The following is a 24,484-nucleotide window of genomic DNA, read 5'->3' as shown; positions in this document are numbered from 1 at the left end:
CGATGCGCTTCCGCCACCCCGACGGCTCCACCGTCCACCTCGCGTACTGCACGAACGTGCACCCCGCCGAGACCCTCGAAGGAGTCCGTGCCCAGCTGCGCGACCACTGCGAACCCGTACGCAGACGGCTCGGCCGGGACCGGCTCGGCATCGGTCTGTGGCTCGCCAGGGACGCCGCCGGCGCCCTGATCAACGACCCGGCCGCGCTGCGCTCGCTGCGCGCCGAGCTCGACCACCGCGGCCTGGAAGTGGTCACCCTCAACGGCTTCCCGTACGAGGGCTTCGGGGCCAAGGAGGTCAAGTACCGTGTGTACACACCGGACTGGACCGATCCCGAGCGGCTCGCCCACACCACCGACCTGGCCCGGCTGCTCGCCGGTCTGCTCCCCGACGACGTCACCGACGGCACCATCTCGACCCTGCCCATCGCCTGGCGTACCCCGTTCGCCGAGGACCCCACGGCAGCCGGCACGGCGCGGAAAGCACTCACCACACTCGCGCAGCGGCTCGACGCCCTTGCCGAGCTGACCGGCAAGGCCATCAGGATCGGCCTGGAACCCGAACCGGGCTGCACCGTGGAGACGACCGCCGACGCCATCGGCCCGCTCACCGCCGTGGGACACGACCGCATCGGCATCTGCGTCGACACCTGCCACCTCGCCACCTCCTTCGAGGACCCGGACACCGCGCTCGACGCCCTGCACACGGCCGGGGTCCCCGTCGTCAAGGCCCAGCTCTCCGCGGCGCTGCACGCCGAACACCCGCACCTGCCCGAAGTGCGCGCCGCGCTGGGCGCCTTCACCGAGCCCCGCTTCCTGCACCAGACACGCACGCTCACCGCCTCGGGGCTTCGCGGCACGGACGACCTCGACGAGGCGGTGTCCGGCGGTGTGCTCCCCGACAGCACACCCTGGCGCTCCCACTTCCACGTCCCGCTCCACGCACCCCCCGCGCCTCCGCTCACCTCGACCCTCCCGGTACTCCGGTCCGTACTGTCCCGGCTCGTCGGCGGACCCGCGCCCCTCACCCGGCACCTGGAGGTCGAGACGTACACCTGGCAGGCGCTCCCCGCCGAGCTGCGGCCTCGTACCCGCACCCAGCTCGCCGACGGCATCGCCGCCGAACTCACCCTCGCCCGTGACCTCCTCGTCGACCTCGGACTGAAGGAGCTCCCTTGAGCGTCCCCGGCACGCGCCCCACCCCACTCCTCGTCCTCGACGTCGTCGGCCTCACCCCTCAGCTGCTCCAGCACATGCCGAACCTGCGGGCCATGGCGGGGACCGGCGCGCAGGCACCCCTCTCCACCGTCCTGCCCGCCGTCACCTGCGCGGCCCAGTCGACGTTCCTCACCGGCACCACCCCCGCCGAACACGGCATCGTCGCCAACGGCTGGTACTTCCGAGAGCTGGGCGACGTCCTCCTGTGGCGCCAGCACAACGGGCTCGTCGAGGGGGACAAGCTCTGGGACGCCGCCCGACGCGCCCACCCCGGCTACACCGTCGCCAACATCTGCTGGTGGTACGCGATGGGCGCGGACACCGACTGGACCGTCACCCCCCGCCCCGTGTACTACGCCGACGGCCGCAAGGAACCCGACTGCTACACCAGGCCCCCCGCGCTGCACGACGAACTCACCGAGAAGCTCGGCACCTTCCCCCTCTTCCATTTCTGGGGCCCCGGCGCGGACCTCGTCTCCTCGCAGTGGATCATCGACGCCACACGTCACATCCTCGCCACCCGCACCCCCGACCTCGCCCTCTGTTACCTCCCGCACCTCGACTACGACCTCCAGCGCTACGGCCCCGACGACCCCCGCTCCCACCGGGCCGCGGCCGATCTCGACCGCGCCGTGGCTCCCCTGCTCGACGACGCCAGGGCAGGCGGCCGGACGGTCGTCGCCCTCTCCGAGTACGGCATCACCCGCGTCGACCGGCCGGTCGACATCAACCGTGCCCTGCGCCGCGCGGGCCTGCTGGAGGTCCACACCCAGGACGGCATGGAGTACCTCGACCCGATGGCCTCCCGTGCCTTCGCGGTCGCCGACCACCAGCTCGCCCACGTCTACGTACGCAGGCCCGAGGACCTCGAAGCGACGCGGGAGGTCCTCGCGGACCTGCCCGGCATCGAGCAGCTCCTCGACGACGAGGGCAAGAAGGCCCACCACCTGGACCATCCCCGCTCCGGCGAGCTCGTCGCCGTCGCGGAGAAGGACGCCTGGTTCACGTACTACTACTGGCTCGACGACGACCGCGCCCCCGACTTCGCGCAGCTCGTCGAGATCCACCGCAAACCGGGCTACGACCCCGTGGAGCTCTTCATGGACCCCCAGGACCCCTATGTCCGGGTCAAGGCCGTCTCAGCGGTCGCCCGCAAGAAACTGGGGATGCGCTACCGCATGGCGGTCGTCCCCCTGGACCCCTCACCTATCCGCGGCAGCCATGGCCGCCTGCCCACGAGCGACGACGAAGGTCCGCTCATCCTCTGCTCCACCCCCCACGCCTTCACCGGCCGTGTCCAGGCCACCGAAGTGAAGTCCCTACTGCTCCAGCTTGCAGGACTGCACTGACAATCCGCCCCGTCCGCACGTTCACAGGGAGATTCGTGATCATGAGCCGCACCCCGAAGGACCCCGAGCTCGCGCGCAGACTCAGCCGCCGTAACGTCCTGGGCGTCGCCGCGGGAGCCACCGCCGCGACCCTCCTCAGTGGCGCCACCGCCCAGGCGGCGGGCCCGCACAGCGGACACGGCCACGGACACGGCCACGGACACGGACACGGCCACGGCAAGGGCCGTGCGGTGCTGCCTCCCGGCCGTCTCGGCATCCAGCTCTACAGCCTCCGCGACAAGGTCTCCACCCTCGGGTTCGCCCCGGTCTTCGCCGAGCTCGAGAAGTACGGTTACGACGAGATCGAGTTCGCGGGATACACCCAGGGCTCGGCCGGCGCCATCACACTCGCCCAGCTGAAGAGGCTGGCCAAGGACCACGGCCTCAACCCCATCGGCAGCCACGTCAACTACTACGACGACAACAACCCCGGCGCCTACTCCTTCGCGCAGAACCTCACCAAGGTCCTCGACGAGGCGGAGGCCCTCGGCCTCAAGCACATCGGCACGGCCTCCGGGCCCTTCCGCTACGGCTCCACGGTGGACGGCTGGAAGCGGGCCGCAGAGGACTTCAACACCTACGGTGCAGCCGCCCGCAAGCGCGGTATGAAGTTCTACCAGCACAACCACGCGGAGGAGTTCTCCTTCGCCACCGACAAGCCGAAGGTGCGCCTCTACGACGTCCTGCTCGCCGAGACCGACCCCGACCTGGTCTACCTCGAGATGGACATCTACTGGGCGTTCTGCGCCCAGTTCCGCTTCGGCAAGCGGGTGGACGGCACCCCCGCGCCCTTCAACCCCATCGACTACGTGCTCAAGCAGCCCGACCGCTACCCCCTCTTCCACGTCAAGGACGGCACGCGTGACGACTCCGTCCGCGACGGCTACCGGATGACGGACGTCGGCGACGGGGACATCGACTACAAGAACTTCCTGAGCCGGGTCACGGCACGCACGCACCGAGGCCGCACCTACCACCACTGGCAGACCGAGCACGACAACCCGGTCGAATCCCTCGCCTTCGCCCGCAAGTCCAGCGAGCACCTGCACTCGCTCCGCCAGGGCCGCTGCGGGGACTGAGGCCTGAGGTCACGCGCGTGGGGCCCGGTTCCAGGAACCGGGCCCCACACGTGTGCCGCGGTGCGCGATCAGTCGGTCTCCCGTATCGGGGCCGGGCCCGCCTTCAAGAGGGCGGCGAGGAAGACGCCCACCGAGGCCATGACCCACGTGACGTTGGTGATGTCCATGAACCCGGTGAAGATGAGGACGAACGGCACCGAACCGTAGGCGAAACCGCCGTTGACGAAGCCCGCCTTGCCGCCCCTGCGCTCCGGGTACTGCTGACGCAGGTGGCGTACACCATGCCCGCGATGTCGATGTCGATGTCGTTCTCGCCAAGCCGGTAGGTCCGGCCGCTTTCGTCCGTGCCCTCCCCTGTAGGGGACGGAAGTCGAGAAGTCGGTCGTCGCCATGTAGATCGAACCCTTGCGTGGAAGAAGTCTGGCCGGCGCCCCCTGCCCGTTCTCACTTCGCACCGGGGCCTGCCGCTGAGCGGTCCGCCGCAGACCCCGTGGTTCGAGCCGTCGTCATCAAGTCATCGGTCACCGCCCAGCAGTCCTGCGGCCCTGGCCCACCGGTACTTCGCGCCGAGCACCGCGACCGGCCGCTCCGTGGTGCAGGGCTAGGCGACGACACCCCGCTCGAACAGGTAGGCGCATGCCTCCTCGACCTCCGTCTCACCCGCCGGCGAGGCCACCACGGGCTTCTCGATCCCACGGGCCCGGAACTCCTCCACGACCCGGGCGGTCAGCTCCGCGAAGACCGTCGGCGGAGTGACGATCGTGTGCCAGTAGCCCAGAACCAGAGCGTGGATCCGCGGATCCTCCATCCCGAGCCGGATCGTCGCCTCGTACGTCGACGGTGGCTCACCGCCCGTGATGTCGATCGGGTTGCCGGCCGCGCCGAACGGCGGGATGAACCCCCTGAGTCCTTCGGAGGCTTCAGGGCTTCCTGGCGCGGGAACCGCTCGTCCGGGCCGTGACCGACGGTCCCGCGGAGGAGAGGCTGCCGGGCAACTTCCCGCACCACCACCTCATGCCGTAGCCGCACGCTCCTTCTGGCCTCCGCCGTGACCGCCACGGCCCGTGGCAGCCAGGGCCAGGGCGGTGAGATGGGCGGACGAGCCCGTCATCGGTGCTGGTCGACGTGGGCGGTCAGCAGGTGGGAGTCGAGCAGGGAGGTGTCCGCCGTTCGGTCCGCCCGCGCGTAGCCTGCCAGCATGCGCTTGGTCAGTACGAGGGCTTCGGGGGAGCGCCGGGCGAGGGGTCTCGTCCAGGCGTTGACAGCCTCGTCCAGCCGGTCGAGCGGGGCGGTTCTGTGGAGGAGACCGAGCCGGTGAGCGGTGTCGGCGTCGAACACGTCGCAGGTCAGCATGAGTTCGCGGATCCTGGCGGCGCCGGCCTCGGAGACGAGGCGGCCCATCGCCCCTCCCCAGGCAGGGGGAAGTCCGATGCCGACCTCGGGCATGCGGAATCGGCAGGTGTCCGCGCCCACGCGCAGGTCGCAGAACGAGGCGAGCGCCAGACCGGCACCGACCACCCGGCCGTGCAGCCTGGCGATGGTGACGGCGTGGGTGTTCTCCAGGGCCTGACACAGCCGCTGGGCCTTGTCCGCGATGCGTCGCAGCGCGGAACCGGTGGGATCCGCGGTGAGCGCCGCCTGGTACTCGTTGCGGTCGGCTCCGAGGCAGAAGTCCGTGCCCATGGACGAGAGGGTCAGGATGCGGACGTCAGGGCGGTCGTGCAGGTCGTCGAGCAGGAGGCGGAGATCGTCGAGGACGGCGCTGTCGAGGGTGTCCTCCTGGCCCCAGGGGTTGAGCCGGACATGGAGTACGGGGCCGTCCTCCTCGACGCGTATCGCCTTGCGGGAGGAGCTGGTGAGCGTACCGGCGGTTTCGTTCATGCGAGAGCGACGTCCAGGTTCAGAGGGCGCCGGAACGCGACCCTGGGGGCCATCGTCGGGCGGCGTACGAGAGTGAGACGGGGTAGACGACGGACGAGCTGACGGAGGAGGGTCTGGGCCTCCAGCCGGGCCAGCGGCGCCCCGAGACAGTAGTGGATCCCGCCGCTGAAGGCGAGGTGGGCGGGCGGGCGCAGGGGGTCGAACACGTCGGGATCCTTGTGTTTCGCCGGGTCCCGATGGGCGGCCCCCACCATGAGGTGCACCATCTCGTCCTTGCGTATCTCCATTCCGCCCAGGACGCGGTCCGCGGCGGCGACCCTGCTGATGACGTGGGTGGGCGGGTCGTAGCGCAGTGTCTCCTCCACGAACGCGGGGACCATGTCGGGGCTGTCCGCGACCAGGTTCCAGCGCGCCGGGTGCTCGACGAGGAGGAGCGTCATGGTCGTCAGCAGGGTGGCGGTGGTTTCCAGGGCGGCAAGGAGGACGAACAGAACCAGGAAGTAGACGGCTTCGTCGGCCTTGTCGCGGTCGGGTTCCATGGAGTCCCAGGACGCTATCCAGCGCGACACCGGATCCTCACCGGGCCGGGCGCGCCGGTCCTTCACCAGGTCCATGAAGTAGACACGCAGTTCGGCCGTGGCCGCGTCCGACGCTGCCAGCTGGCTCGCCGACGGAAGCAGTTCCTGGGTGAAGACCTGGTCGTGCGTCAGCTCCCGCAGACGGGTCCAGTCGGCAGCGGGCAGCCCGAGCCAGTCGCCGATGGCGGCGACCGGCAACTCCTCGCCGACGAGCGCCGCGAAGTCCGCCTCCCCCTCCCGCAACCGCTCCGCCAGGCTGTCGAGGAGCTGATCGGCCGTCCGGCTCACCGACCGGCCGATCCGTTGCACCGCGGCCCGGTCGAACGAGCCCGCCGCCCGGCGGGCCCGCGTGTGGTCGGGAGGGTTGAGCGCGGCCAGCGTGTTGCTCATCTCCTGCGAGGAGGAGGCGTTCCAGCGCGTGCCCGACCCCTGCCGCTCGCGCCAGCGCTTGTCGGGTTCCAGCCAGTCGCGGCTGCGAAGTACCTGATCGCAGACGGCGAAGCTCGTCACGAGCGAGCCACCCCACGGAGCCGGACTGACCTCGCCCCTCGACCGCAGCTCCTCGTATATCGGGAAGGGGTCGGCCTGCCCCCCTGCCGTCCTCAGCCGAGAGAAGAGGGAAGCGGACGCCCTGCGGTCGGACGACGGAGTTGTGGTGACTCCCATGATGGTGGCTCCTTTCTAGAACCAGCCGCCATGCATACCCACAAGATCGTTGAAGCATCCAATAACACAGGGGCATCAGGGGGTAACAAAAATCACTCCCCTCTCGTCCATGCCAGGAATCGGCTGAAGAGACCCCCCTTGTGCTGCGGCGCAGCGGCGCCCTGCGGCTGGGAACCGTGAGATCCGGAGGGCTGCCCTGCGGGTGCGCCCTGCTGGGACGCGGCGCCCGTCTGCGCTGGGCTGGGGGCGGCCGACGGCGCGGCCTGCGGGCTGAAGCGGACAGGGAGGGTCACCAGCGAGCGGCTCCACGGACTCGGCACCCAGGAGAGGGTCCTGAACGGAACGCGCATCTCGATGTCCGGCAGTCGGTTGAGCAGGGTCTCGACCGCGGTGACCGCGATCATGAACGCCGGGTCCTTGGCGGGGCACGCGTGCGGGCCCGCACCGAAGGCGAGATGGGCCTTGGCACTGAGCTGCCGGCGGTGCTCGGTCAGTTTGGGATCGGTGTTGGCCGCTGCGAAGGAGATCAGCACGGGGTTGTCGGCCCGCAGGACCCTGCCACCCAGTTCGACGTCAACGACCGGGTAGTGAGCCGCGTAGTTGGCGATCGGAGCGTAGTTCCAGAGGCTCTGCGCGACCGCGTCCTCGACCGGTAGCCCGGACTGCCATTCCTCACCCAGGTACAGCGCGCTGCTGCTGCCGATCGTGGCGGTGAGAGGAGCGGTGCCTCCGGAGAGGAGGGTAACGAGCTGGTGCAGCACCTCCTCGTCGCTCAACTGGGCCTGGTGCTCCATCAGGCGTGTCGTCAGGTCGTCGGCGGGGCGGCGCCGTTTGAGTGCGATCAGCTCGGTGAGTGCGCCGCCCAGCACCTCGTCGGCGCCCGGGGTCCCCTCGAAGATGCCGCTGATGCCAGCGATCACCCGGTCACCGATCTCCGGGGGACAGCCGAAGAGGTCGCTGAAGACCAGCAGCGGCAGCGGCTGGGCGTACTCCGCCATCAGCTCCGCGTGGCCGCGGGGCTCGGAACCGAAGCGGCTGATCAGGTAGTCGGCGGACTGCTGTGTCTGCCTCACGAGCTGGAGCTCGTTGATCGTGGCGAGGCTGTCGGTGACCGCCTGGCGCAGCCGGGCATGGGCGGCACCGTCGCTGAACAGGGCGTTGGGGCGGTAGCTCATCATCGGCAGGGCCGGGCTGTCGGCCGGGACGCGGCCTTCGTTCAGCGCCTTCCAGCGGCGGGAGTCCCGGACGAAGGACGCGGGGTTCTGCAGGACGTAGAGGGCCGCGTCGTAGCTGGTGACCAGCTCGACCTCCACATCCGGGGCGATGTCGACGGGTGCGCTCATGCCGAACGAGCGCAGATGTGCGTAGTGGCCGTCGGGGTCGGCTCCGAACGAGGGGCCGTACAGCCGGACGTTCTGGTGCGCGGGGCACCCGGGAGGTATCTCCTGCGGGTCAAGCGGCTGCTGCATGGTGCGGTGCTCCTAGCCCAGTTGGGACATGAGATGTTCGACGAGGGTGATGAGGGCCTGCGCCGAGGTTCTTTCGTCGCGGACGTCGCACCTGGCGACGGGCGTGTCAGCGGTCAGGTTCAACGCCTCGCGGACTTCGTCGAGCGGATATTCCGTCGTCCCCTCGAAGTGGTTGACGCCGATGGCGTACGTCAGGCCGAAGCTCTCGACCAGGTCGAGGACGGGGAAGGACTCGTGCAGGCGCTCGGGGTCCACGAGGACCAGCGCTCCCAGAGCGCCCCGCGACAGTTCCTCCCACATTTCCTTGAAACGTTCCTGCCCGGGCGTTCCGAAGAGGTAGAGGACCAGCGAGTCGCTGAGGGTGAGGCGGCCGAAGTCCATGGCCACGGTGGTGGTCTTCTTGTGAGGTGTGCCCGACAGGTCGTCGAATCCCTCACTGGCCTCGGTGATCTCCTCTTCGGTCCGCAGCGGCTCGATCTCGGAGAGACTGCCGATGCACGTGGTCTTACCGACTCCGAAGTGCCCGACTATGAGGATCTTCACCGCGTGGGAAACGTCTGGATCCAGGTACACGCGTTACGCTCCGAATCGATTCTTCAGGCCTTCGAGCACGGCGCTGACCAGTTCTCTGTCGACACGCTCGGCGCGAGGTATCGGCCTCCTCACGAGGATGAGGTTGTCCTCCTCCAACTGCGCCAGGAGGATGCGCACGATGCCCAGCGGCAGGTGCGTGTGGCCGGCCACCTCGGCGACGGACAGGAAGCCCTCGGTGACCAGGGCCACGACCTGGCCGGCTTCGGGCGAGAGCGTGCGTGCCGAGGCCGCTGCGTCCTGCGCCGCCATGACGAGTGTGGTGTGCTCGTACTCGTGGTCCGGGGGCAGGGCGCGTCCGTTGGTGATGACGAAGAGGGGGACTAACGGCGACGTCAGCTCCAGCTCGTGATCGGGCCCGTCAGGCATGCGCCACCCCCTCTCCGCGTGCTGCCGATGGCGTCAGCTTCGGGATCACTTCGTGCAGGCGGGTGGTGAACTCCTCGATGTCACAGTCGTGCTCGGCGGCGGCGGCGAGGAAGGCCCCGGTACCCGCCGATATCAGGAAGATCCAGCCGTGCTGGAACTCGATGACCGTCTGCCGCCACGCGGCGTCCTCCTGGACGCCCGCGAACTGCGACGTGACCCTGCTGTAGGCGTGAATGCCCGTCATAGCCGCGGATATCGTGTCCGCCATGTCTCTGTTCAGCCCGCTGGTCGCCCCGCGGGGAAGCCCGTCGGCGCCCAGCAGCACGGCGTGACGGGCACCGCGCACATCGGCGATCACCTGGTCGAGATCGGCGAGCACGAAGCCCGAATCACCCGAGCCTCCGCGCCGGGCCGCCCCGGTGTTCCGCGTACCGGCGTCGTCCTCGGTGTTGACCCTGGGGGGCGAGGTGAGGTTGTTTCCCAGCCGGGCGACGAGGCGGTGCATGCGGAAGGAGATCTGCTGCATGTCCACGTCGGGGGCGGCGGCAGCAGCGAGGTAGGCACCTTGCCCCGCTCCGATCAGAAAGCTCCATCCGTGGGAGAACTCGATGATCGTCTGACTCCACTGCCGGTCCGTCTCCGGTCCGGCAAAATGGGCCGTGGCGCGGCTGAGCGACTGCATCCCGGCCATGGCGGCGGAGATGGTGCGCACCTCCTTCTCGGCCAGGCCCTCCGTGGACCCACGGGGAAGGCCGTCCGCGGACAACAGGACGGCGTGCCGTGCACGGGGCACGTTCTGCACGATGTCCTCGAGCATCCACGACAGGTCTGTGGTCATGCGTCTTCGGACCCTTCGGGCGACGTGGTGTCGAGATTGCGGCCTGAGAGCGTGCCGCGCTGGAAAGCCCCCAGGCTGCGTCCGGAGGAACGGCCGGTCCTCTCCGGCGCCGGTGTCTCGGGCGGCGTGGCCACCTGACCCGGCACGCTCGCGACGGGCGCCTGGCGCGCTCCGCGCTTCGGCAGGCCGTGCGTCGTGCGCGCGGTCCCGCTCTGCGACCGGCCTTCCGCACGCAGAATGCTGCTCACAGGCGCCTCCTGGGCGGGCGGCGTCTCCTCCATGGTCCACAGCTCCTCGGGCAGCAGGACGACGGCCCGGACGCCGCCGTACCGGGAGACCCCGGTGACATCGACCCTGAAGCCGTACTGACGAGCGATCAGGCCGATCACAGGGAAGCCGAACTTGGGCTGGTTGCCGAGCTGGGAGAGGCGGGGGACGACATCCCCGGACAGCAGCTCGGTCGCCCGCTGGCGGTCCTCGTCGTTCATACCGACACCGGCGTCGTCGATGACGATGCACAGATTGTTCTGGGCCCGCTGGAACGTCACCTCGATCGGTGCGTCCTGCTGGGAGAAGCTGGCAGCGTTGTCAAGGAGTTCGGCCACCGCGAGTGCTACGGGCGCCACGGCGGACGCCTTCAGTGCGAGGGCGGTCTGCTGCATGACGGAGACCCGGTGGAAGTTGCGGATCTGCCCCTGGGCGCTGCGCACCACGTCGTAGACGCTGGCGGGCCTGTTGCGGCGGCCGAGCGGGGCACCGCACATGACCGCGATGCCCTGCGCCTTACGGGCCATCTGCGCGTTTGCGTGGTTCACCTCGAGCAGATCGCTGAGTACGGCGTGGCCGCCGTACTTGCGCTGGACGCCGTCCAGGAGCGTCGTCTGCTCCGCCGCCAGACTCTGCAGGAAGCTGGCCGCGCCCTTGAGAACCGCCTTGGTGTTCTCCTCCGCCGCTTCCTTGGCCTCCCGGAGCGTCCCGTCCTGTTCGCTCCTGAAACGCTGCAGTTCGGCGCGGGAGAGGTGGAGGTGACTGTCGGATGTGTGCAGCTGGCGCCTGAGCTCGGCCTCGGACTGCTGTTTCTTCGCCCCCAGGGCTCTGTTACGGGCGGCAAGTGCAACGACGGCGGCAACGGCTATCGCCGTCACCGCAACCATGCACCACACGAGTGCGTCTTGCTTCATGGAAACCCTTCCAGGCGCAGGCGGACGGCGACGGACATACCTCCCGCAGACCGCGACACAGCCCCTCGGGGCTGCCAGGCCGCTGTTACGTGGAGAGCAGGCCGCCGATCGCAAATCAGTATCCCAATCCAGTGGATCAAGATCACAGATGCCGGGATGCTATCACCGGGCCGCGCGCCCACCGGAGGCGGGGAGTCCGGCAGTGTGCGTCGCAACACCGCCCTGAAAGAGCCGTGTTGAGCAACGTATTCCCCCTGTCCCGGCCTGATTCGTCGTCTGCCCGGGCCGGAACAGGCAGGTGTCCTGCACGTCATGGCCACCACCCCGGCACGGCCCCGTCGTCAGCCGCCGGGCCCCGGGCCCTCCCGTTCATGATCTGTTCCCCGACATGTCACGGCAGAGGTGTGAACGCCGTGCGGGCGGGACCGGACACATGGGGCGGGGAACCCACGCGCGGCTTGTGTCGGGTCCGCCCCCTGAGATCGCGACGACCGCCGGCAGCGGGCCATCGCCCGCCGCGGAGTCAGCCGGCCCGGGAGGGGTCTCCTCCCGCGCCGGCTGTCGTCCCGCCGGGACCCCGCCGGACTGACTGACGGGGCCGACGCCGCTGCCGGCCGGTCCCGCCGGTCAGCCGATCCCCTGACGGTCGGGATGCAGTGCGAACGCCCGCGCGGCCGCCTCGGGCACCGTGCGCTCCACCGCTTCCACCAGGAGCGCACGGTGCCTGAGCAGCGGTTCCCGCCTCTCCTCGGGGGCGAGCAGCAGCAGATCGTCGAGTCCTGCCAGCAACCGTCTGGTGACCTGCGGGCTCGCGGCCGCGCACCACCGGATCTCCTCGAACGCGAGATCCACGAGATCCGTCCACCCCGGTACCACCTGGACGAGCCGTACGGCGCCCCGGCGGTCCCGGTGGTGCAGCGGCGCGAGTGGCATACGTACGGCGACGGCGAGGAACTGCACGATGCGGTCCAGGCACTGCACCGCGGTGGTCGGGTCGTTCACGGAGGACGACAGGGCACGCAGCGCGATGTCCGACAACTGCCGCAAGCCGAACGCCGGATCCTGGTGCAGGGCCCGCTCGACCCCGACCGAGACCGTGTGCCGCAGGGCGTACCGGGTCGGCGCGGCCCCGCCGTGCACAGCGAGCACCGGCGTGCCCGGTACCACGAAGTCCCCGATCCGAGGCACCAGCCGCAACACGACGCCGCGCCGTCGTGCGGCCCGTACCAGCCGGGCCACCGCCACATCCCGCACCACCCCCGCCTCCTCCCGGTGCACGACGTGCGCGGTGCCGGGTCCGAGCGGCGGGCCGTCCGCCGCCCCGGCCGGCTGCCGTGCGAGGGCGCGGAGTGCCTCACGGGTGATGTGGTCCAGGACGGGTCCGACCTGCATGAGCCGCAGGGTGGACGAGACGTACGCGACGAACAGGAGCAGGCTCAGACCGACCAGGCCGAGCGTCAGCAGGCTCTGCAGGAAGGGCGCCGACATCACCCGACGGGGATCCGGCTGCGGCCCGCCCTCGTACGAGGTCAGCGCGAGGAGCGAGAACGCGAAGGTCGCGAGGAACACCGTGAGCGTCAGCTTGCTGATCCTGCTCCGTACGAAGATCCGGACGACGCGCGGGGTGAGCTGCCCGCTCGCCATCTGCACGGCCACCAGCGAGATGCTGAACACCACCCCGATGAAGGTCATCATCGCCGCGCTGACCGTCGTGACGATCGTCCGGGCGTCCGCGGCGAACGTGAGGAGATCGCGGAGCTCCTCGTACGCTCCCTCCTTCTGCAGATGCGCGACGATCCTGGTGTCCAGCTCGGAGAGGACCAGCCACAGCACGAAGGCCCCCACGAGGCCGGCGGCCGGCGCGAGCCAGAAGGTGTCGCGGAGCCGCTCCCTCAGCGAGGTCAGGGCGCGGGGTGGGCGGGGAGGGTGCGCACTGGTGCCACTCGGGCCGCTGATGCCACCAGGGCCACTGGTGCCACTCGGGCCGCTCTTGCCTCTCATGCCCGCGAAGGTAGCCCGACAGCACGCTGTGTACAGGGCACGCCACAGAAAGTACGCGCGTCGGCCCCGCGGTGTCCTGAGCGTGCCCGCACCGCACTGACCACCGGAAACGCAGGTGAGAGGCACCTCGAACCCCTGGTATTGTTTTCTTTGTCGCCACGGGGAACACCCCGGGACGACAGACACCTTGTCCGGGTGGCGGAATGGCAGACGCGCTAGCTTGAGGTGCTAGTGCCCTTTATCGGGCGTGGGGGTTCAAGTCCCCCCTCGGACACCAGCGGGAACCCCACTTCGGTGGGGTTCTTCTGCGTTACGGGGCCGTGTCGGGCAGTCCGGCGGCGGAAGCCCCGGCCGCAGGCGGACCGCGGCCGGGGCTTCCACGGCGTCAGCCGGAGGTGGCCTTCGCCATGACCGGTTCGGTCAGTTGCACGGGATCCGTGCCGGGAGAGCTGTGCCGTGCCGCCCAGTTCTCCAGCGCCGTGCGGCAGGCATGGTCCAGGTGGTGGAGACCGGAGAGATCCAGTTGGACGGGTCGGTCCTGGGGCAAATCCTCCAGGCTGTCGAGAATCTTCGGGAGCTTCAGGAAGGTCGCGTTCCCCGACAGGTACGCCTGGACGGGGCCCGCTCCCTTGTCGATGACGTCCAGGCTGATGTGCGAGGCGTCCCAGGCCGTCTTGACCACGGAGAGGGCCAGGCCGATCAGCACGCCCTCGAACATGTTCACCGTGACGATGGCCACGGCCGTCGCCACCAGGATGAGCGCCTCGCCCCGGTGCCCGCGCCACAGCGTCACGATGGCGCGCAGCGGGATCAGTTTCCAGCCCGCGTGGAGGAGAATCCCGGCCAGGGCCGGCAGCGGGATGAGCGCGAGGGCCGACGGAAGCAGCGCCGCGAAGAGCAGCAGCCACACGCCGTGCAGTACCCGGGACGCCTTGGTCTTCGCTCCCGCCTGGACGTTGGCGGAGCTGCGTACGATGACCGCGGTCATCGGCAGCGCCCCCAGCAGCCCGCACACGGCGTTTCCGGTCCCCTGCGCCATCAGCTCCTTGTCGTACTGCGTGCGGGGCCCGTCGTGGAGCCGGTCCACGGCAGCCGCGCTGAACAGGCTCTCGGCGGACGCGATCAGGGTGAAGGCCAGAATGGTCCCGACCACACTCAGGCCCGCGATCCCGGCGAACGATTCGGATCCGGGCAGCTGGACGGCGTCGAGCAGGCCCTGCACCTCGACTTCGGCGACCGGCAGGCTGAACCCGAGGGAGGTGAGCGTGGCCAGTGCGACCGCGGCGAGAGCGCCCGGGACCGCCCTCACCCGCTCGGGCATGTGCTTCCAGAGCACCATCACCACGATGGTGCCGGCGCCGACCGCGAGCGACGTGAGCGCCTCCGTGCTGACGACCGCCTCGGCCAGGGCGCCGGGGAGCCCGGCCAGTTTGTCCAGGCCGGACGCCGGGGCTTCCAGGCCTGCCGCCGCGTAGAGCTGGCCCGCGATGAGTACGAACCCGATGCCGGCGAGCATGCCCTCGACGACCGAGACCGAGATGGCCCGGAACCAGCGCCCCAGCTTCAGGGCCCCCATGGCGAGCTGAAGCAGCCCGGCTGCCAGCACGATCACTCCGAGCGCGGCGAGCCCGAAGGTCTGCACGGCTTCGAAGACCAGCACGGTCAGACCGGCGGCCGGCCCTGACACCTGAAGGCTGCTGCCGCGCATGAGGCCCGTGACGAGGCCGCCCACGATGCCGGTGATCAGTCCCAGCTCCGCCGGCACTCCGGATGCCACGGCGACACCCACGCACAGGGGCAGGGCGACGAGGAAGACGACGATCGATGCGGTGAAGTCCTGCCGGAGGTGGGGGAATCGGCGGTCCATACCGGCCCTCACAGCGTCTGGAAGGTGTCGGAGGACGAGTCGTGCGCCAGCACGGCTCCCGTGTGTACCTCGTAGAACCAGCCGTGCAGGCGCAGGTGCCCCTCGTCCAGGCCCCTCTCCACGCACGGATAGGAGCGCAGCCTCAGCAACTGGGTCAGCACGTGGTTCTTCACGCCTTCGGCCACGGACGGGTCCTCCACCGCTCCTTCGGGGCGGGGAGTCGAGTGCGCGAGCCAGTCGCGCACCGCGGGCACCGCGGTCAGGTCGTCGCCGCGCACCAGAGCGCCGACGGCACCGCAGTGCGAGTGGCCGCAGACGACGATGTCCGTGACCCCGAGCACGTCCACCGCGTACTCGACGGTGGCCGCCTCGCTCGTGGGCTGCGGTGAGGCGTACGGGGGGACGATGTTGCCTGCGGTCCGCAGTTCGAAGAGCTGACCGGGACGGGCCCCGGTGATGAGGGCCGGTACGACCCGGGAGTCGGAGCAGGTGATGAACAGGACCTGCGGGGACTGGCCTTGGGCCAGACGGGCGAACTCCTCAGGACGCTCCGTGGACCGCTGGCGGAAGGATCGGGCGTGATCGATGAGGGGTTGCATGACAGTTGTTCCTCCTGGCGCGCAGCTGAGGGCGCGTGTACGTACGAGAACAGGGGTGTGGGCGGGCACGGCTGCGCGACCGCACGTCGCGGTTCATGGCGGTGCGGAGCGTGCGGCGGGGTCCACGTGCAGCGGACCGGCTCAGCAGCGGAACACCTGGAGTACGGCAGGGGAGTGCGAGGCCGATGGTCTCGACGTGCGGTGCGGGCCGGCCGGCGCGACGAGGGCTGCGGCAGGGGCCGGGCAGGGGGTGTCCCCCGTCATCAGGCACCGCGAGGGGGGCTCGGGGGTGGACTGGGCCGCCGCGCGGTGCCGGTCGCGGGTGCGCAGCAGGCCGTTCGGGTCCCCCTCCTGTGCCGGGGGACCGCACGGGCTGTAGAGCTGCCCGGCCTGTGTCGCTCCCTGGCCCCTGAGATCGGCCGCGTAGGTCGTCGGAGAGTCGGCGGAGAGCGCCTGGGTGCCGGGGGAGAGCGCCTGGGTACCGGGGGCGGATGCGAAGGGCTCGGCGGAGACCGGAAATTGCACGGCCAACAGGATCGCGGTCAGGATCGAGAACACGATCCGGGCCGTGACACCTCGCACTTCGCACCCCCTGCCGCACTTCGCCTGCTCGTGGAAAGGACGTTAACAGGGGGAAATTCCTGCCAGGTTAACCTCGTGTGAAGAGTGTGAAAGTCGAGGAGCGGAAGAGTGAAATCATCTGTGCAAAAAAACTCTCACCGGGAAAGGCATCCACTGCCCCGCCTTCCGCCCCGTGTCGGCGGGCGCACCGGAGGGCTGTCCGAGTGGCGCAAGAATGGCCAGGTCACACGAGGTGCGAGCCTGCGTGCACAGTCGCACCTCTGCTCTCCCGTAGGCCTGTCCGAATAGACGTGGCTGAAATGCACAGGTGTATGCAGCCGGTCATGGAGGAGTGGTCCAAGGGGTGGACGTTTTCGTTATGGGGCGCATCTTCGCGGTGTGAGCCGCTCGGGTGCATCCAGGGTCGCCGGTCGTCGAAGGCTAATAGCCGGACGGCTATTTCCGGACACCATTAACGGTTCCCCGGGCTGTCTTTTCGGCCACAGTGGAAATGGGTGGGTGCCCGGGAGGAGCGGCCGCCCCCCGAGTCCCGTCGTCCCGGTTCCGGGCGGGCGCTCCGGCTCCTGGCGCGGCCGCGAGGGTGTCCGTGTCACGATCGGGTCTCGGACCGGGGGAGGGGGCTTGTTTTCGGCCGTGTAATCGATTCCAATCTCTCGTGTAATCGATTCCACGGCTTGTTCCGCTGGTTTCGAGGCGCACGGAAACCACAAGGAGGTGGTCCGGAAATGGCGAGCATCAAGGATGTCGCGGCCCAGGCAGGAGTGTCTGTCGCCACGGTCTCCCGCGTCCTCAACAGCCATCCCTCCGTCAGCCCGGACGCACGCAGGCGCGTCCACGCCGCCGTCGAAGCCCTCGGCTACCGGCCCAACGCCGTGGCCCGCTCGCTGCGCACCGACCAGACCCGCACGCTCGGGCTCGTCATCAGTGACGTACTCAACCCGTACTTCACCGCACTGGCCCGTTCCGTCGAGGAGGAGGCCCGCGCGCTCGGCTACAGCGTGATCATCGGCAACGCCGACGAGCGGCCGGAGCAGCAGGACCACCACGTCCGCACGCTCCTGGACCGCAGGATCGACGGACTCCTGGTCTCACCCGCCGACGGCGAGTCACCCTTGCTGCTGGACGTCGCACGTGCCGGCACGCCCATGGTCTTCGTCGACCGCTGGATCCCCGGAGTGGACATCCCCGTCGTACGGGCGGACGGCCACCGCGCCATCCAGGAGCTGGTCGCCCATCTGTACGCGCTGGGACACCGCAGGCTCGCCATCATCGCCGGCCCGGCGGCCACCACCACGGGCAACGAACGTGTCGAGGCCTTCCGGGAGGCGATGAGGGCACACGGACTCGCCTTGCCCGACGCCTACATCGGACAGGGCGACTTCCAGGCGGACAGCGGCCGGCGCGCCACCGAGCACTTCCTGTCGCTCCCGGATCCGCCCGAGATCGTGTTCGCCGCCGACAACCTCATGGCACTCGGCGCCCTGGACGCCATCCGTGCGCGCGGACTGCGGGTCCCCGAGGACATCGGTATCGCGGCCTTCGACGACATCCCCTGGTTCGTCCACACCGGTCCGCCGATCACGGCGATCTCCCAGCCGACGGGCGAACTCGGCCGCGCCGCCGTGCGTGCCCTGGTCGACATCGTCGAGGGCCGCCCCCCGCAGTCCGTCACCCTGCCCGCCGGCCTCGTCGTACGCAGCTCATGCGGCGAGCGCACCTCCACCCCCGGGAGCAACGAGTGAGCGAATCAGTCGAGTTGCTGCGCATCGAAGGCGTACGCAAGACCTTCCCCGGTGTCGTCGCCCTGGACAGCGTCGACTTCGACCTCCGCAGCGGCGAGGTTCACGTCCTGCTCGGTGAGAACGGCGCGGGCAAGAGCACCCTCATCAAGATGCTCTCCGGCGCCTACCGCCCGGACCGCGGCCGGATCTTCGCCGGCGGCCAGGAGGTGCGCATCCACGGCGCGCAGGACGCCGAGAAGCTCGGGATCGCCACCATCTACCAGGAGTTCAACCTGGTACCCGATCTGACGGTCGCCGAGAACATCTTCCTCGGGCGCCAGCCGCGCCGCTTCGGCATGATCGACCGGCGGCGCATGGAGGCTGACGCGGAGGTGCTCCTGCGCCGTGTCGGCCTGCACGTCTCACCCAGGGTCAGGGTCCGTGAACTGGGCATCGCCCGACTGCAGATGGTCGAGATCGCGAAGGCGCTCAGCCTCGACGCACGCGTCCTGATCATGGACGAACCGACCGCCGTCCTCACGTCCGAGGAGGTCGACAAGCTGTTCGCCATCGTGCGGCAGCTGCGCGCCGACGGCGTCGGCATCGTCTTCATCACCCACCACCTCGACGAGATCGCGGCACTCGGCGACCGTGTCACCGTCCTGCGTGACGGCCGCAGCATCGACCAGGTACCGGCCTCGACCCCGGAGGCGGAACTCGTCCAGCTCATGGTGGGACGCAGCATCGAGCAGCAGTACCCGCGCGAACGCCCGGAGACGGGAGCGCCGTTGCTCTCCGTCCGCGGCCTCACCCGCAACGGGGTGTTCCACGACATCAGCTTCGACGTGAAGGCCGGTGAGGTCGTCGGCCTGGCCGGGCTCGTCGGAGCGGGCCGCACGGAAGTGGCCCGCGCCGTCTTCGGTGCCGACCCCTACGACGCCGGCACCGTCGACGTACTCGGCGAACGGCTGGGCAAGCACGACGTGACCGCCGCCATGGGCGCGGGCATCGGTCTGGTCCCCGAGGACCGCAAGGGCCAGGGCCTCGTGCTCGACGCCTCGGTGCAGGAGAACCTCGGCCTGGTGACCCTGCGTTCGGCGACCCGCGCCGGACTCGTCGACGTCAAGGGGCAGCGCACCGCCGCCGCCCGCATCGCCGAACAGCTCGGCGTACGGATGGCGGGCCTCGGCCAGCACGTCCGCACGCTGTCCGGCGGCAACCAGCAGAAGGTCGTCATCGGCAAGTGGCTCCTGGCCGACACCCGGGTGCTGATCCTCGACGAACCGACGCGCGGGATCGACGTCGGAGCCAAGGTCGAGATCTACCAGCTCATCAACGAACTGACCGCCTCCGGACACGCCGTCCTGATGATCTCCAGTGATCTGCCGGAGGTCCTCGGCATGAGCGACCGGGTCCTCGTCATGGCCCAGGGCCGCATCGCCGGAGAACTCCCCGCCCACGAAGCCACCCAGGACGCCGTGATGGCACTCGCCGTCAGCGCCACCCCCGTGACAGAGAACGCAGAGAACGCAGAGGAGAGCCCCCGTGGCCACTGACACGCATCCGAGCAAGGCGGGCGCGGGCGGCGCCGGACACACCCTCCGCCGCCTCCTGCTCGACAACGGCGCCCTCAGTGCGCTGGTCGTCCTCCTGGTGGCGATGTCGCTGCTCTCCGGCGACTTCCTCACCACCCAGAACCTGCTGAACGTCGGTGTCCAGGCCGCGGTGACCGCGATCCTCGCGTTCGGCGTCACCTTCGTCATCGTCTCGGCGGGCATCGACCTCTCCGTGGGGTCGGTCGCGGCGCTCTCCGCGACCGTGCTGGCCTGGACGGCGACCTCCGAAGGCGTCCCGGTCTGGCTCGCGGTCATTCTCGCCGTCGCCACCGGTATCGCCTGCGGCTTCGTCAGCGGCGCGCTCGTCGCGTACGGCAAGCTGCCCTCGTTCATCGCGACGCTCGCCATGCTGTCGGTGGCCCGCGGCCTCTCCCTCGTCATCTCGCAGGGCAGGCCGATCCCCTTCCCCGACTCCGTCTCCGTGCTCGGTGACACGCTCGGCGGCTGGCTGCCCGTCCCGGTCCTCGTGATGATCGCGATGGGCCTGATAGCGGCACTCGTGCTCGGCCGCACCTACATCGGCCGCTCCATGTACGCCATCGGAGGCAACGAGGAGGCCGCCCGGCTCTCCGGACTGCGCGTCAAGAGGCAGAAGCTCGTCATCTACGCCCTCTCCGGCCTCTTCGCCGCGGTCGCGGGCATCGTCCTCGCCTCCCGGCTGGTCTCCGCGCAGCCGCAGGCGGCACAGGGATACGAACTCGACGCGATCGCCGCGGTCGTCATCGGCGGCGCCAGCCTCGCGGGCGGTGTCGGCAAGGCATCCGGCACCCTGATCGGCGCTCTCATCCTCGCCGTGCTGCGCAACGGCCTCAACCTCCTGTCCGTGTCCGCCTTCTGGCAGCAGGTCGTCATCGGCGTCGTCATCGCCCTCGCGGTGCTGCTGGACACGCTGCGCCGCAAGGCCGGAAGCGGTGCCGCGTCCGCAGGCGGTGCCTCCGCCGCGCCCGGAGGCCCCGGAAAGGGCCGCAAGGGTGCGATGCAGGTCGGCATCGCGGTGGTCTGCCTGGCCGCCGTCATCGCCGCCGTGACCTTCTTCAAGTCCGGATCCTCCGGCACCACCACCAAGGTCGGCATGTCGCTCTCCACCCTGAACAACCCGTTCTTCGTCCAGATGAAGGAAGGCGCGCAGGAGGAGGCGGAGAAGGCCGGGATCGACCTCACCGTCACCGACGCCCAGAACGACGCCTCGCAGCAGGCCAACCAACTGGAGAACTTCACCAGTTCCGGGGTGGACTCCGTCATCGTCAACCCGGTGGACTCCGACGCGGTCGGCCCCGGCGTCCGCGGCGCGAACAAGGCGGACATCCCGGTGGTCGCCGCCGACCGCGGTGTCAACAAGGCCGAGACCGCGACGCTCGTCGCGTCCGACAACGTGGCCGGCGGAGAGCTCGCCGCGAAGACACTCGCCGACCGGCTCGGCGGCAAGGGCAGCATCATCGTCCTGCAGGGCACCGCCGGCACCTCCGCCAGCCGTGAACGAGGTGCGGGCTTCGCCGAAGGCATCAAGGCGTACCCCGGCATCAAGATCGTGGCCACCCAGCCGGCCGACTTCGACCGGACCAAGGGCCTGGACGTCATGACCAACCTGCTCCAGTCCCACCCCGGCATCACAGGTGTCTTCGCCGAGAACGACGAGATGGCCCTCGGCGCCGTGAAGGCGCTGGGCAGCAAGGCAGGGAAGTCCGTCTCCGTCGTCGGCTTCGACGGCACCCCCGACGGCCTGACGGCGGTCGAGGCGGGCACCCTGTACGCGTCCGTGGCCCAGCAGCCCGCGGAACTGGGCAGGATCGCCGTACAGAACGCGGTCCGGGCGGCCGACGGCGAGAAGGTCGACAGCCTGGTGAAGGTGCCGGTCAAGGTCGTCACCCGGCAGAACGTCGCCGACTTCTCCTGATTGCTCCTCCTGATCACGGAAGGTACTGCCCAGATGTACGAGAACGAGGACTCCGCGGCCTCCCGGTACGACCTCCTGGTCGTCGGCTCCGCCAACGCCGACCTGGTCGTCGGCGTGGACCGGCGCCCCGGACCGGGGGAGACGGTGCTCGGCTCCGACCTCGTCGTCCACCCCGGCGGGAAGGGCGCCAACCAGGCGGTCGCCGCCGCCCGCCTCGGCGCCCGGACGGCGCTGCTGGCCCGGGTCGGTGACGACGCCCACGGGCGGCTGCTGCGCGCCTCGCAGCAGGAGGCGGGCGTCGACACCGGCGGAGTCCTCGCCGGCGGGGCGCCCACCGGTGTCGCCCTCATCACCGTCGACCCCTCGGGTGACAACAGCATCGTCGTCTCCCCGGGCGCCAACGCCCGGCTCACCCCCGAGGACATCCGGGCGGCGGCCCCCCTGTTCGCGTCGGCCAGGGTCGTCTCCGTGCAGCTGGAGATCCCGCTGGACACCGTCGCGGAGACGGCCCGCGCCCTCGGCCCGGGCGCGCGTCTGGTCCTCAACCCCTCACCGCCCGCGCCGCTCCCCGCCGAGGTGCTGGCCGCCTGCGACCCGCTGGTGGTCAACGAGCACGAGGCGCGCTACATCCTCGGGGGGAGCGCGGGCGGCACCCCGGAGTCCTGGGCGCGGGGGCTCACCGCCCTGGGCCCGCGTTCGGTGGTGATCACTCTGGGCGCGGAAGGGGCACTGGTCGCCGACACCCGCGCCGGCGACCCCGTACGGGTGCCGAGCCCTCAGGTCGACGCGGTCGACACCACGGGCGCGGGCGACGCGTTCACCGCCGCGCTGGCCTGGCGGCTCGGCCTGGGCGAGGAACTCACCGAGGCAGCCGCGTTCGCCGTGCGGGTGGGTGCGGCAGCCGTCACCAAGCAGGGCGCACAGGCGTCCTTCCCGACCGCGGAAGAGGTCTCGGCACTGTGAAGAAGTCAGGAATCCTCAACCGCCACCTCGCGGGTGCCGTGGCCGGACTCGGCCACGGCGACGGCGTCCTGATCTGCGATGTGGGCATGCCCATCCCGGCGGGACCCCGCGTGGTCGACCTCGCTTTCCGGGCGGGCGTCCCGTCGTTCGCCGAGGTCCTTGACGGCCTGCTGGACGAGCTGGTCGTGGAGGGGGCGACGGCGGCCGAGGAGATACGGGAGGCCAACCCGGAAGCCGCCCGCCTCCTGGCCGCCCGACTCCCGGACCTGACGCACGTGCCGCACGAAGAGCTGAAGGCGCGCACGGCGTCCGCCCGCCTCGTGGTGCGGACCGGGGAGGCCCGGCCCTACGCGAACGTGCTGCTGAGGTGCGGGGTCTTCTTCTGACACCGCCCCCGAGTGCCGACGGACCACGCCGGTGGTCCAGTCGGCCGGGACAGCCGCACCGGTGAGCGATGCCGTCGTGCGTGCGCCGCTCGCGGCCTCGCGTACGCCTCTGGGCCGGGGGGGCGGACGCGAGGCTTGTTAGGATCGCTCCCGTGACTGCCGGGTCGGCCGTGGGCCAAGTACGAGAGAGGCGCCCGGCGCCTGCATGAGCGCGTGGCGGGCGCGAGCCCCGCCACCCTGTCGTGTACTCCCGCCCGCGCCCGTACGAGGCGCCCCACCCAGCGGAATCCACGACACGGAGACGTACACGTACATGTCCCACACTCAGCAGCAGGACCCGCACACAGCCCAGCAGGGTGTCGACGTCGTCCAGTTGGACCATCACGCCGTATACGCCAGGGACCGCAGCCTGTCGGCCGAGTTCATCGCCGCGGTTCTGGGCCTCGAGGTCGGTTCCCCGTTCGGGCCTTTCCTGCCCGTCGATCTGGGCAACGGCGTGACCCTCGACTACTACGAACTCCGGGACGAGCCGGTGCAGTCACAGCACTACGCCTTCCTCGTCCCCGACGCGCAGTTCGACACCATGATCGCCCGGCTCCAGATGCTGGACGTCACCTACTACGCCGATCCGAACCACTCCGAGCCCGGGCGGATCAACCGCCTCTTCGGCGGGCGCGGGGCCTACTTCAAGGACCCGGACGGTCACAACATGGAAATCATGACCCGGCCCTACGCCCGGCCCAGGTAGCCGCCGTCATGCGTCCATGAGTCCGTCCACCAGCGTGGCCAGGGCCGAAGCCAGCGCTTCGAGCCCCGGTCCGGCGGGGCCGCCCGGCTCGGTCATGTAGAGGTCGCGCCGGATCTCGATCATCAGGGCTGTGACACGGCGGTCCGTCCCGTAGTGCTTCAGCGGAACGTACGTACCGGGGAAGGGGCTGTTCAGCCCCGTGCCGCCGAACCCGGAGAACGCCGCCTCCGCCCGGGCCAGAAGACCGGGCGGGGTGTGAAAGCCGTCGGTGCCCAGACACACCGGCGGGCGCGGACCGGCGCCGTGCAGTTCGTACGGGAGTGCGGTGGCCGGGTAGGAGTGGACGTCGATGACGACGGCCCGTCCCGTGGCGGTGAGCCGGTCGTCGACTGCCGCGGTCATCGCCCGGGCGTACGGGTGGAAGTAACGGTCGAGCAGCGGCTCCGCATCCGCACCGGGCGGGCGGAGCCGCTCCCGGTGGGTGGTACGTGTGTAGACCGCGCCCATGCCCGCGGCCAGCATCTCCTCCCGGTCGTCGGGGAACCGCTCGGGGTCGACGACCAGCCGTGACAGTCCGTTGACGAAGCGCCAGGGGGTCACCCCGCACGCCTCGGAGGCCCGGGCGGCCAGATCGGCCGTGTGGGAGTCCGTGATGTGGTCGAGTTCGGCTTCCAGCGCCTCGTCGTCGAGCACGATGCCGTGACGCACGTGCTCCGGGACGGTCCGGGCGGAGTGCGGGACGTGCAGCAGCACCGGCGATCCGACGGCACCGGGCACGAGCTGGAAAGGGGGAGGGGCGGAGCTCAAAGGCCGGTCCTTGCACGGGAGGTGGGGTGGGCGGGAAGCGCGG

Annotated in this window: 21 protein-coding genes, 1 tRNA gene and 2 pseudogenes; 10 read left to right on the top strand and 14 right to left on the bottom strand. The window is 70.2% G+C overall.

What is annotated here, in order from left to right:
* The first annotated feature begins 2 nt into the window (after positions 1–2).
* From eboE to OO67_RS25395, 3 genes are read left to right on the top strand one after another with little or no spacing between them, the layout of a single operon-like run.
* Positions 3–1,178 (top strand): metabolite traffic protein EboE, encoded by a 1,176-nt coding sequence (gene eboE / locus OO67_RS25405; RefSeq protein ID WP_033303734.1) that lies wholly within the window; start codon positions 3–5, stop codon positions 1,176–1,178.
* Positions 1,175–2,566, top strand: coding sequence for an alkaline phosphatase family protein (locus OO67_RS25400; RefSeq protein ID WP_033303733.1), 1,392 nt, complete (start codon positions 1,175–1,177; stop codon positions 2,564–2,566). The genes eboE and OO67_RS25400 overlap by 4 nt, the downstream gene beginning before the upstream one ends.
* 41 nt (positions 2,567–2,607) lie before the next feature.
* A complete protein-coding gene (locus OO67_RS25395; protein ID WP_033303732.1) occupies positions 2,608–3,684 on the top strand; it encodes a sugar phosphate isomerase/epimerase family protein in 1,077 nt (358 codons plus the stop codon).
* Between the two features lie 104 nt (positions 3,685–3,788).
* On the opposite strand, the pseudogene OO67_RS37145 reads toward OO67_RS25395, so the two are convergent.
* The 10 genes and pseudogenes from OO67_RS37145 to OO67_RS25350 form a co-directional block, all read right to left on the bottom strand.
* Positions 3,789–3,973, bottom strand: a pseudogene (locus tag OO67_RS37145) (MFS transporter); the annotation flags it as partial.
* Between the two features lie 225 nt (positions 3,974–4,198).
* A pseudogene (locus OO67_RS37140) lies at positions 4,199–4,597 on the bottom strand (acetate--CoA ligase family protein); the annotation flags it as partial.
* A 194-nt stretch (positions 4,598–4,791) separates the two neighbouring features.
* Positions 4,792–5,565 carry an enoyl-CoA hydratase/isomerase family protein gene (locus OO67_RS25385; RefSeq protein ID WP_033303730.1) on the bottom strand — a complete coding sequence of 258 codons (774 nt, stop codon included), beginning with the start codon at positions 5,563–5,565 and terminating at the stop codon, positions 4,792–4,794.
* The gene (locus OO67_RS25380; RefSeq protein ID WP_033303729.1) at positions 5,562–6,809 is read right to left on the bottom strand and encodes a cytochrome P450; all 1,248 of its coding nucleotides are present in this window, start codon (positions 6,807–6,809) and stop codon (positions 5,562–5,564) included. The genes OO67_RS25385 and OO67_RS25380 overlap by 4 nt, the downstream gene beginning before the upstream one ends.
* Positions 6,810–6,901: 92 nt before the next feature.
* Complete coding sequence (locus tag OO67_RS25375; RefSeq protein ID WP_033303728.1) at positions 6,902–8,278, bottom strand: cytochrome P450 family protein; 1,377 nt, start codon at positions 8,276–8,278, stop codon at positions 6,902–6,904.
* Positions 8,279–8,290: 12 nt separating this feature from the next.
* On the bottom strand, positions 8,291–8,851 hold the full coding sequence (locus tag OO67_RS25370) for a GTP-binding protein (RefSeq protein ID WP_033303727.1): 561 nt from the start codon (positions 8,849–8,851) through the stop codon (positions 8,291–8,293).
* Positions 8,852–8,854: 3 nt separating this feature from the next.
* Complete coding sequence (locus OO67_RS25365) at positions 8,855–9,238, bottom strand: DUF742 domain-containing protein (protein WP_033303725.1); 384 nt, start codon at positions 9,236–9,238, stop codon at positions 8,855–8,857.
* The gene (locus OO67_RS25360; protein WP_244300322.1) at positions 9,231–10,076 is read right to left on the bottom strand and encodes a roadblock/LC7 domain-containing protein; all 846 of its coding nucleotides are present in this window, start codon (positions 10,074–10,076) and stop codon (positions 9,231–9,233) included. Before OO67_RS25360 ends, OO67_RS25365 begins: the two co-directional genes overlap by 8 nt.
* The gene (locus tag OO67_RS25355; protein WP_033303723.1) at positions 10,073–11,257 is read right to left on the bottom strand and encodes an ATP-binding protein; all 1,185 of its coding nucleotides are present in this window, start codon (positions 11,255–11,257) and stop codon (positions 10,073–10,075) included. Before OO67_RS25355 ends, OO67_RS25360 begins: the two co-directional genes overlap by 4 nt.
* Positions 11,258–11,884: 627 nt before the next feature.
* Entirely contained in the window at positions 11,885–13,258 is a 1,374-nt protein-coding gene (locus OO67_RS25350; RefSeq protein WP_078598274.1) for a DUF2254 domain-containing protein, read from the bottom strand.
* A 189-nt stretch (positions 13,259–13,447) separates the two neighbouring features.
* On the opposite strand from OO67_RS25350, the gene OO67_RS25345 reads away from it, so the two are divergent.
* A tRNA-Leu gene (locus OO67_RS25345) sits at positions 13,448–13,535 on the top strand.
* 108 nt (positions 13,536–13,643) lie between these two features.
* Here OO67_RS25345 and OO67_RS25340 read toward each other — a convergent pair.
* The 3 genes from OO67_RS25340 to OO67_RS25330 form a co-directional block, all read right to left on the bottom strand.
* The gene (locus OO67_RS25340; protein WP_033303721.1) at positions 13,644–15,125 is read right to left on the bottom strand and encodes a SulP family inorganic anion transporter; all 1,482 of its coding nucleotides are present in this window, start codon (positions 15,123–15,125) and stop codon (positions 13,644–13,646) included.
* A gap of 8 nt (positions 15,126–15,133) precedes the next feature.
* A complete protein-coding gene (locus OO67_RS25335; RefSeq protein WP_033303720.1) occupies positions 15,134–15,724 on the bottom strand; it encodes a carbonic anhydrase in 591 nt (196 codons plus the stop codon).
* 141 nt (positions 15,725–15,865) lie between these two features.
* Positions 15,866–16,306: a hypothetical protein gene (locus tag OO67_RS25330; RefSeq protein ID WP_033303719.1), complete on the bottom strand. Its 441-nt coding sequence runs from the start codon at positions 16,304–16,306 to the stop codon at positions 15,866–15,868.
* A gap of 725 nt (positions 16,307–17,031) precedes the next feature.
* Here OO67_RS25330 and OO67_RS25325 point away from each other — a divergent pair.
* The 6 genes from OO67_RS25325 to OO67_RS25300 all read left to right on the top strand — a co-directional run bounded on the left by OO67_RS25325 (position 17,032) and on the right by OO67_RS25300 (position 23,634).
* On the top strand, positions 17,032–18,048 hold the full coding sequence (locus OO67_RS25325) for a LacI family DNA-binding transcriptional regulator (protein ID WP_033303718.1): 1,017 nt from the start codon (positions 17,032–17,034) through the stop codon (positions 18,046–18,048).
* Positions 18,009–19,583, top strand: a complete 1,575-nt coding sequence (locus OO67_RS25320) for a sugar ABC transporter ATP-binding protein (RefSeq protein WP_208861084.1) — start codon at positions 18,009–18,011, stop codon at positions 19,581–19,583. The genes OO67_RS25325 and OO67_RS25320 overlap by 40 nt, the downstream gene beginning before the upstream one ends.
* Positions 19,573–21,537: an ABC transporter permease/substrate-binding protein gene (locus OO67_RS25315; RefSeq protein ID WP_033303716.1), complete on the top strand. Its 1,965-nt coding sequence runs from the start codon at positions 19,573–19,575 to the stop codon at positions 21,535–21,537. The genes OO67_RS25320 and OO67_RS25315 overlap by 11 nt, the downstream gene beginning before the upstream one ends.
* A 33-nt stretch (positions 21,538–21,570) precedes the next feature.
* On the top strand, positions 21,571–22,500 hold the full coding sequence (locus OO67_RS25310; RefSeq protein ID WP_033303953.1) for a ribokinase: 930 nt from the start codon (positions 21,571–21,573) through the stop codon (positions 22,498–22,500).
* Positions 22,497–22,886 (top strand): D-ribose pyranase, encoded by a 390-nt coding sequence (rbsD, locus tag OO67_RS25305; RefSeq protein ID WP_033303714.1) that lies wholly within the window; start codon positions 22,497–22,499, stop codon positions 22,884–22,886. The genes OO67_RS25310 and rbsD overlap by 4 nt, the downstream gene beginning before the upstream one ends.
* A 313-nt stretch (positions 22,887–23,199) precedes the next feature.
* Positions 23,200–23,634 (top strand): VOC family protein, encoded by a 435-nt coding sequence (locus OO67_RS25300; RefSeq protein ID WP_033303713.1) that lies wholly within the window; start codon positions 23,200–23,202, stop codon positions 23,632–23,634.
* A gap of 6 nt (positions 23,635–23,640) precedes the next feature.
* Here the strand turns inward: OO67_RS25300 and OO67_RS25295 are convergent, their stop codons facing one another.
* Complete coding sequence (locus OO67_RS25295; RefSeq protein ID WP_033303711.1) at positions 23,641–24,441, bottom strand: N-formylglutamate amidohydrolase; 801 nt, start codon at positions 24,439–24,441, stop codon at positions 23,641–23,643.
* Positions 24,442–24,484 lie beyond the last annotated feature (43 nt).

It is taken from the genome of Streptomyces atroolivaceus (assembly GCF_000717025.1).
In the GTDB taxonomy this organism is placed as follows: Bacteria; Actinomycetota; Actinomycetes; order Streptomycetales; family Streptomycetaceae; genus Streptomyces; species Streptomyces atroolivaceus.
Note: the sequence above shows the minus strand (reverse complement) of the source record. Positions and strands in the feature narration are given on the sequence as shown.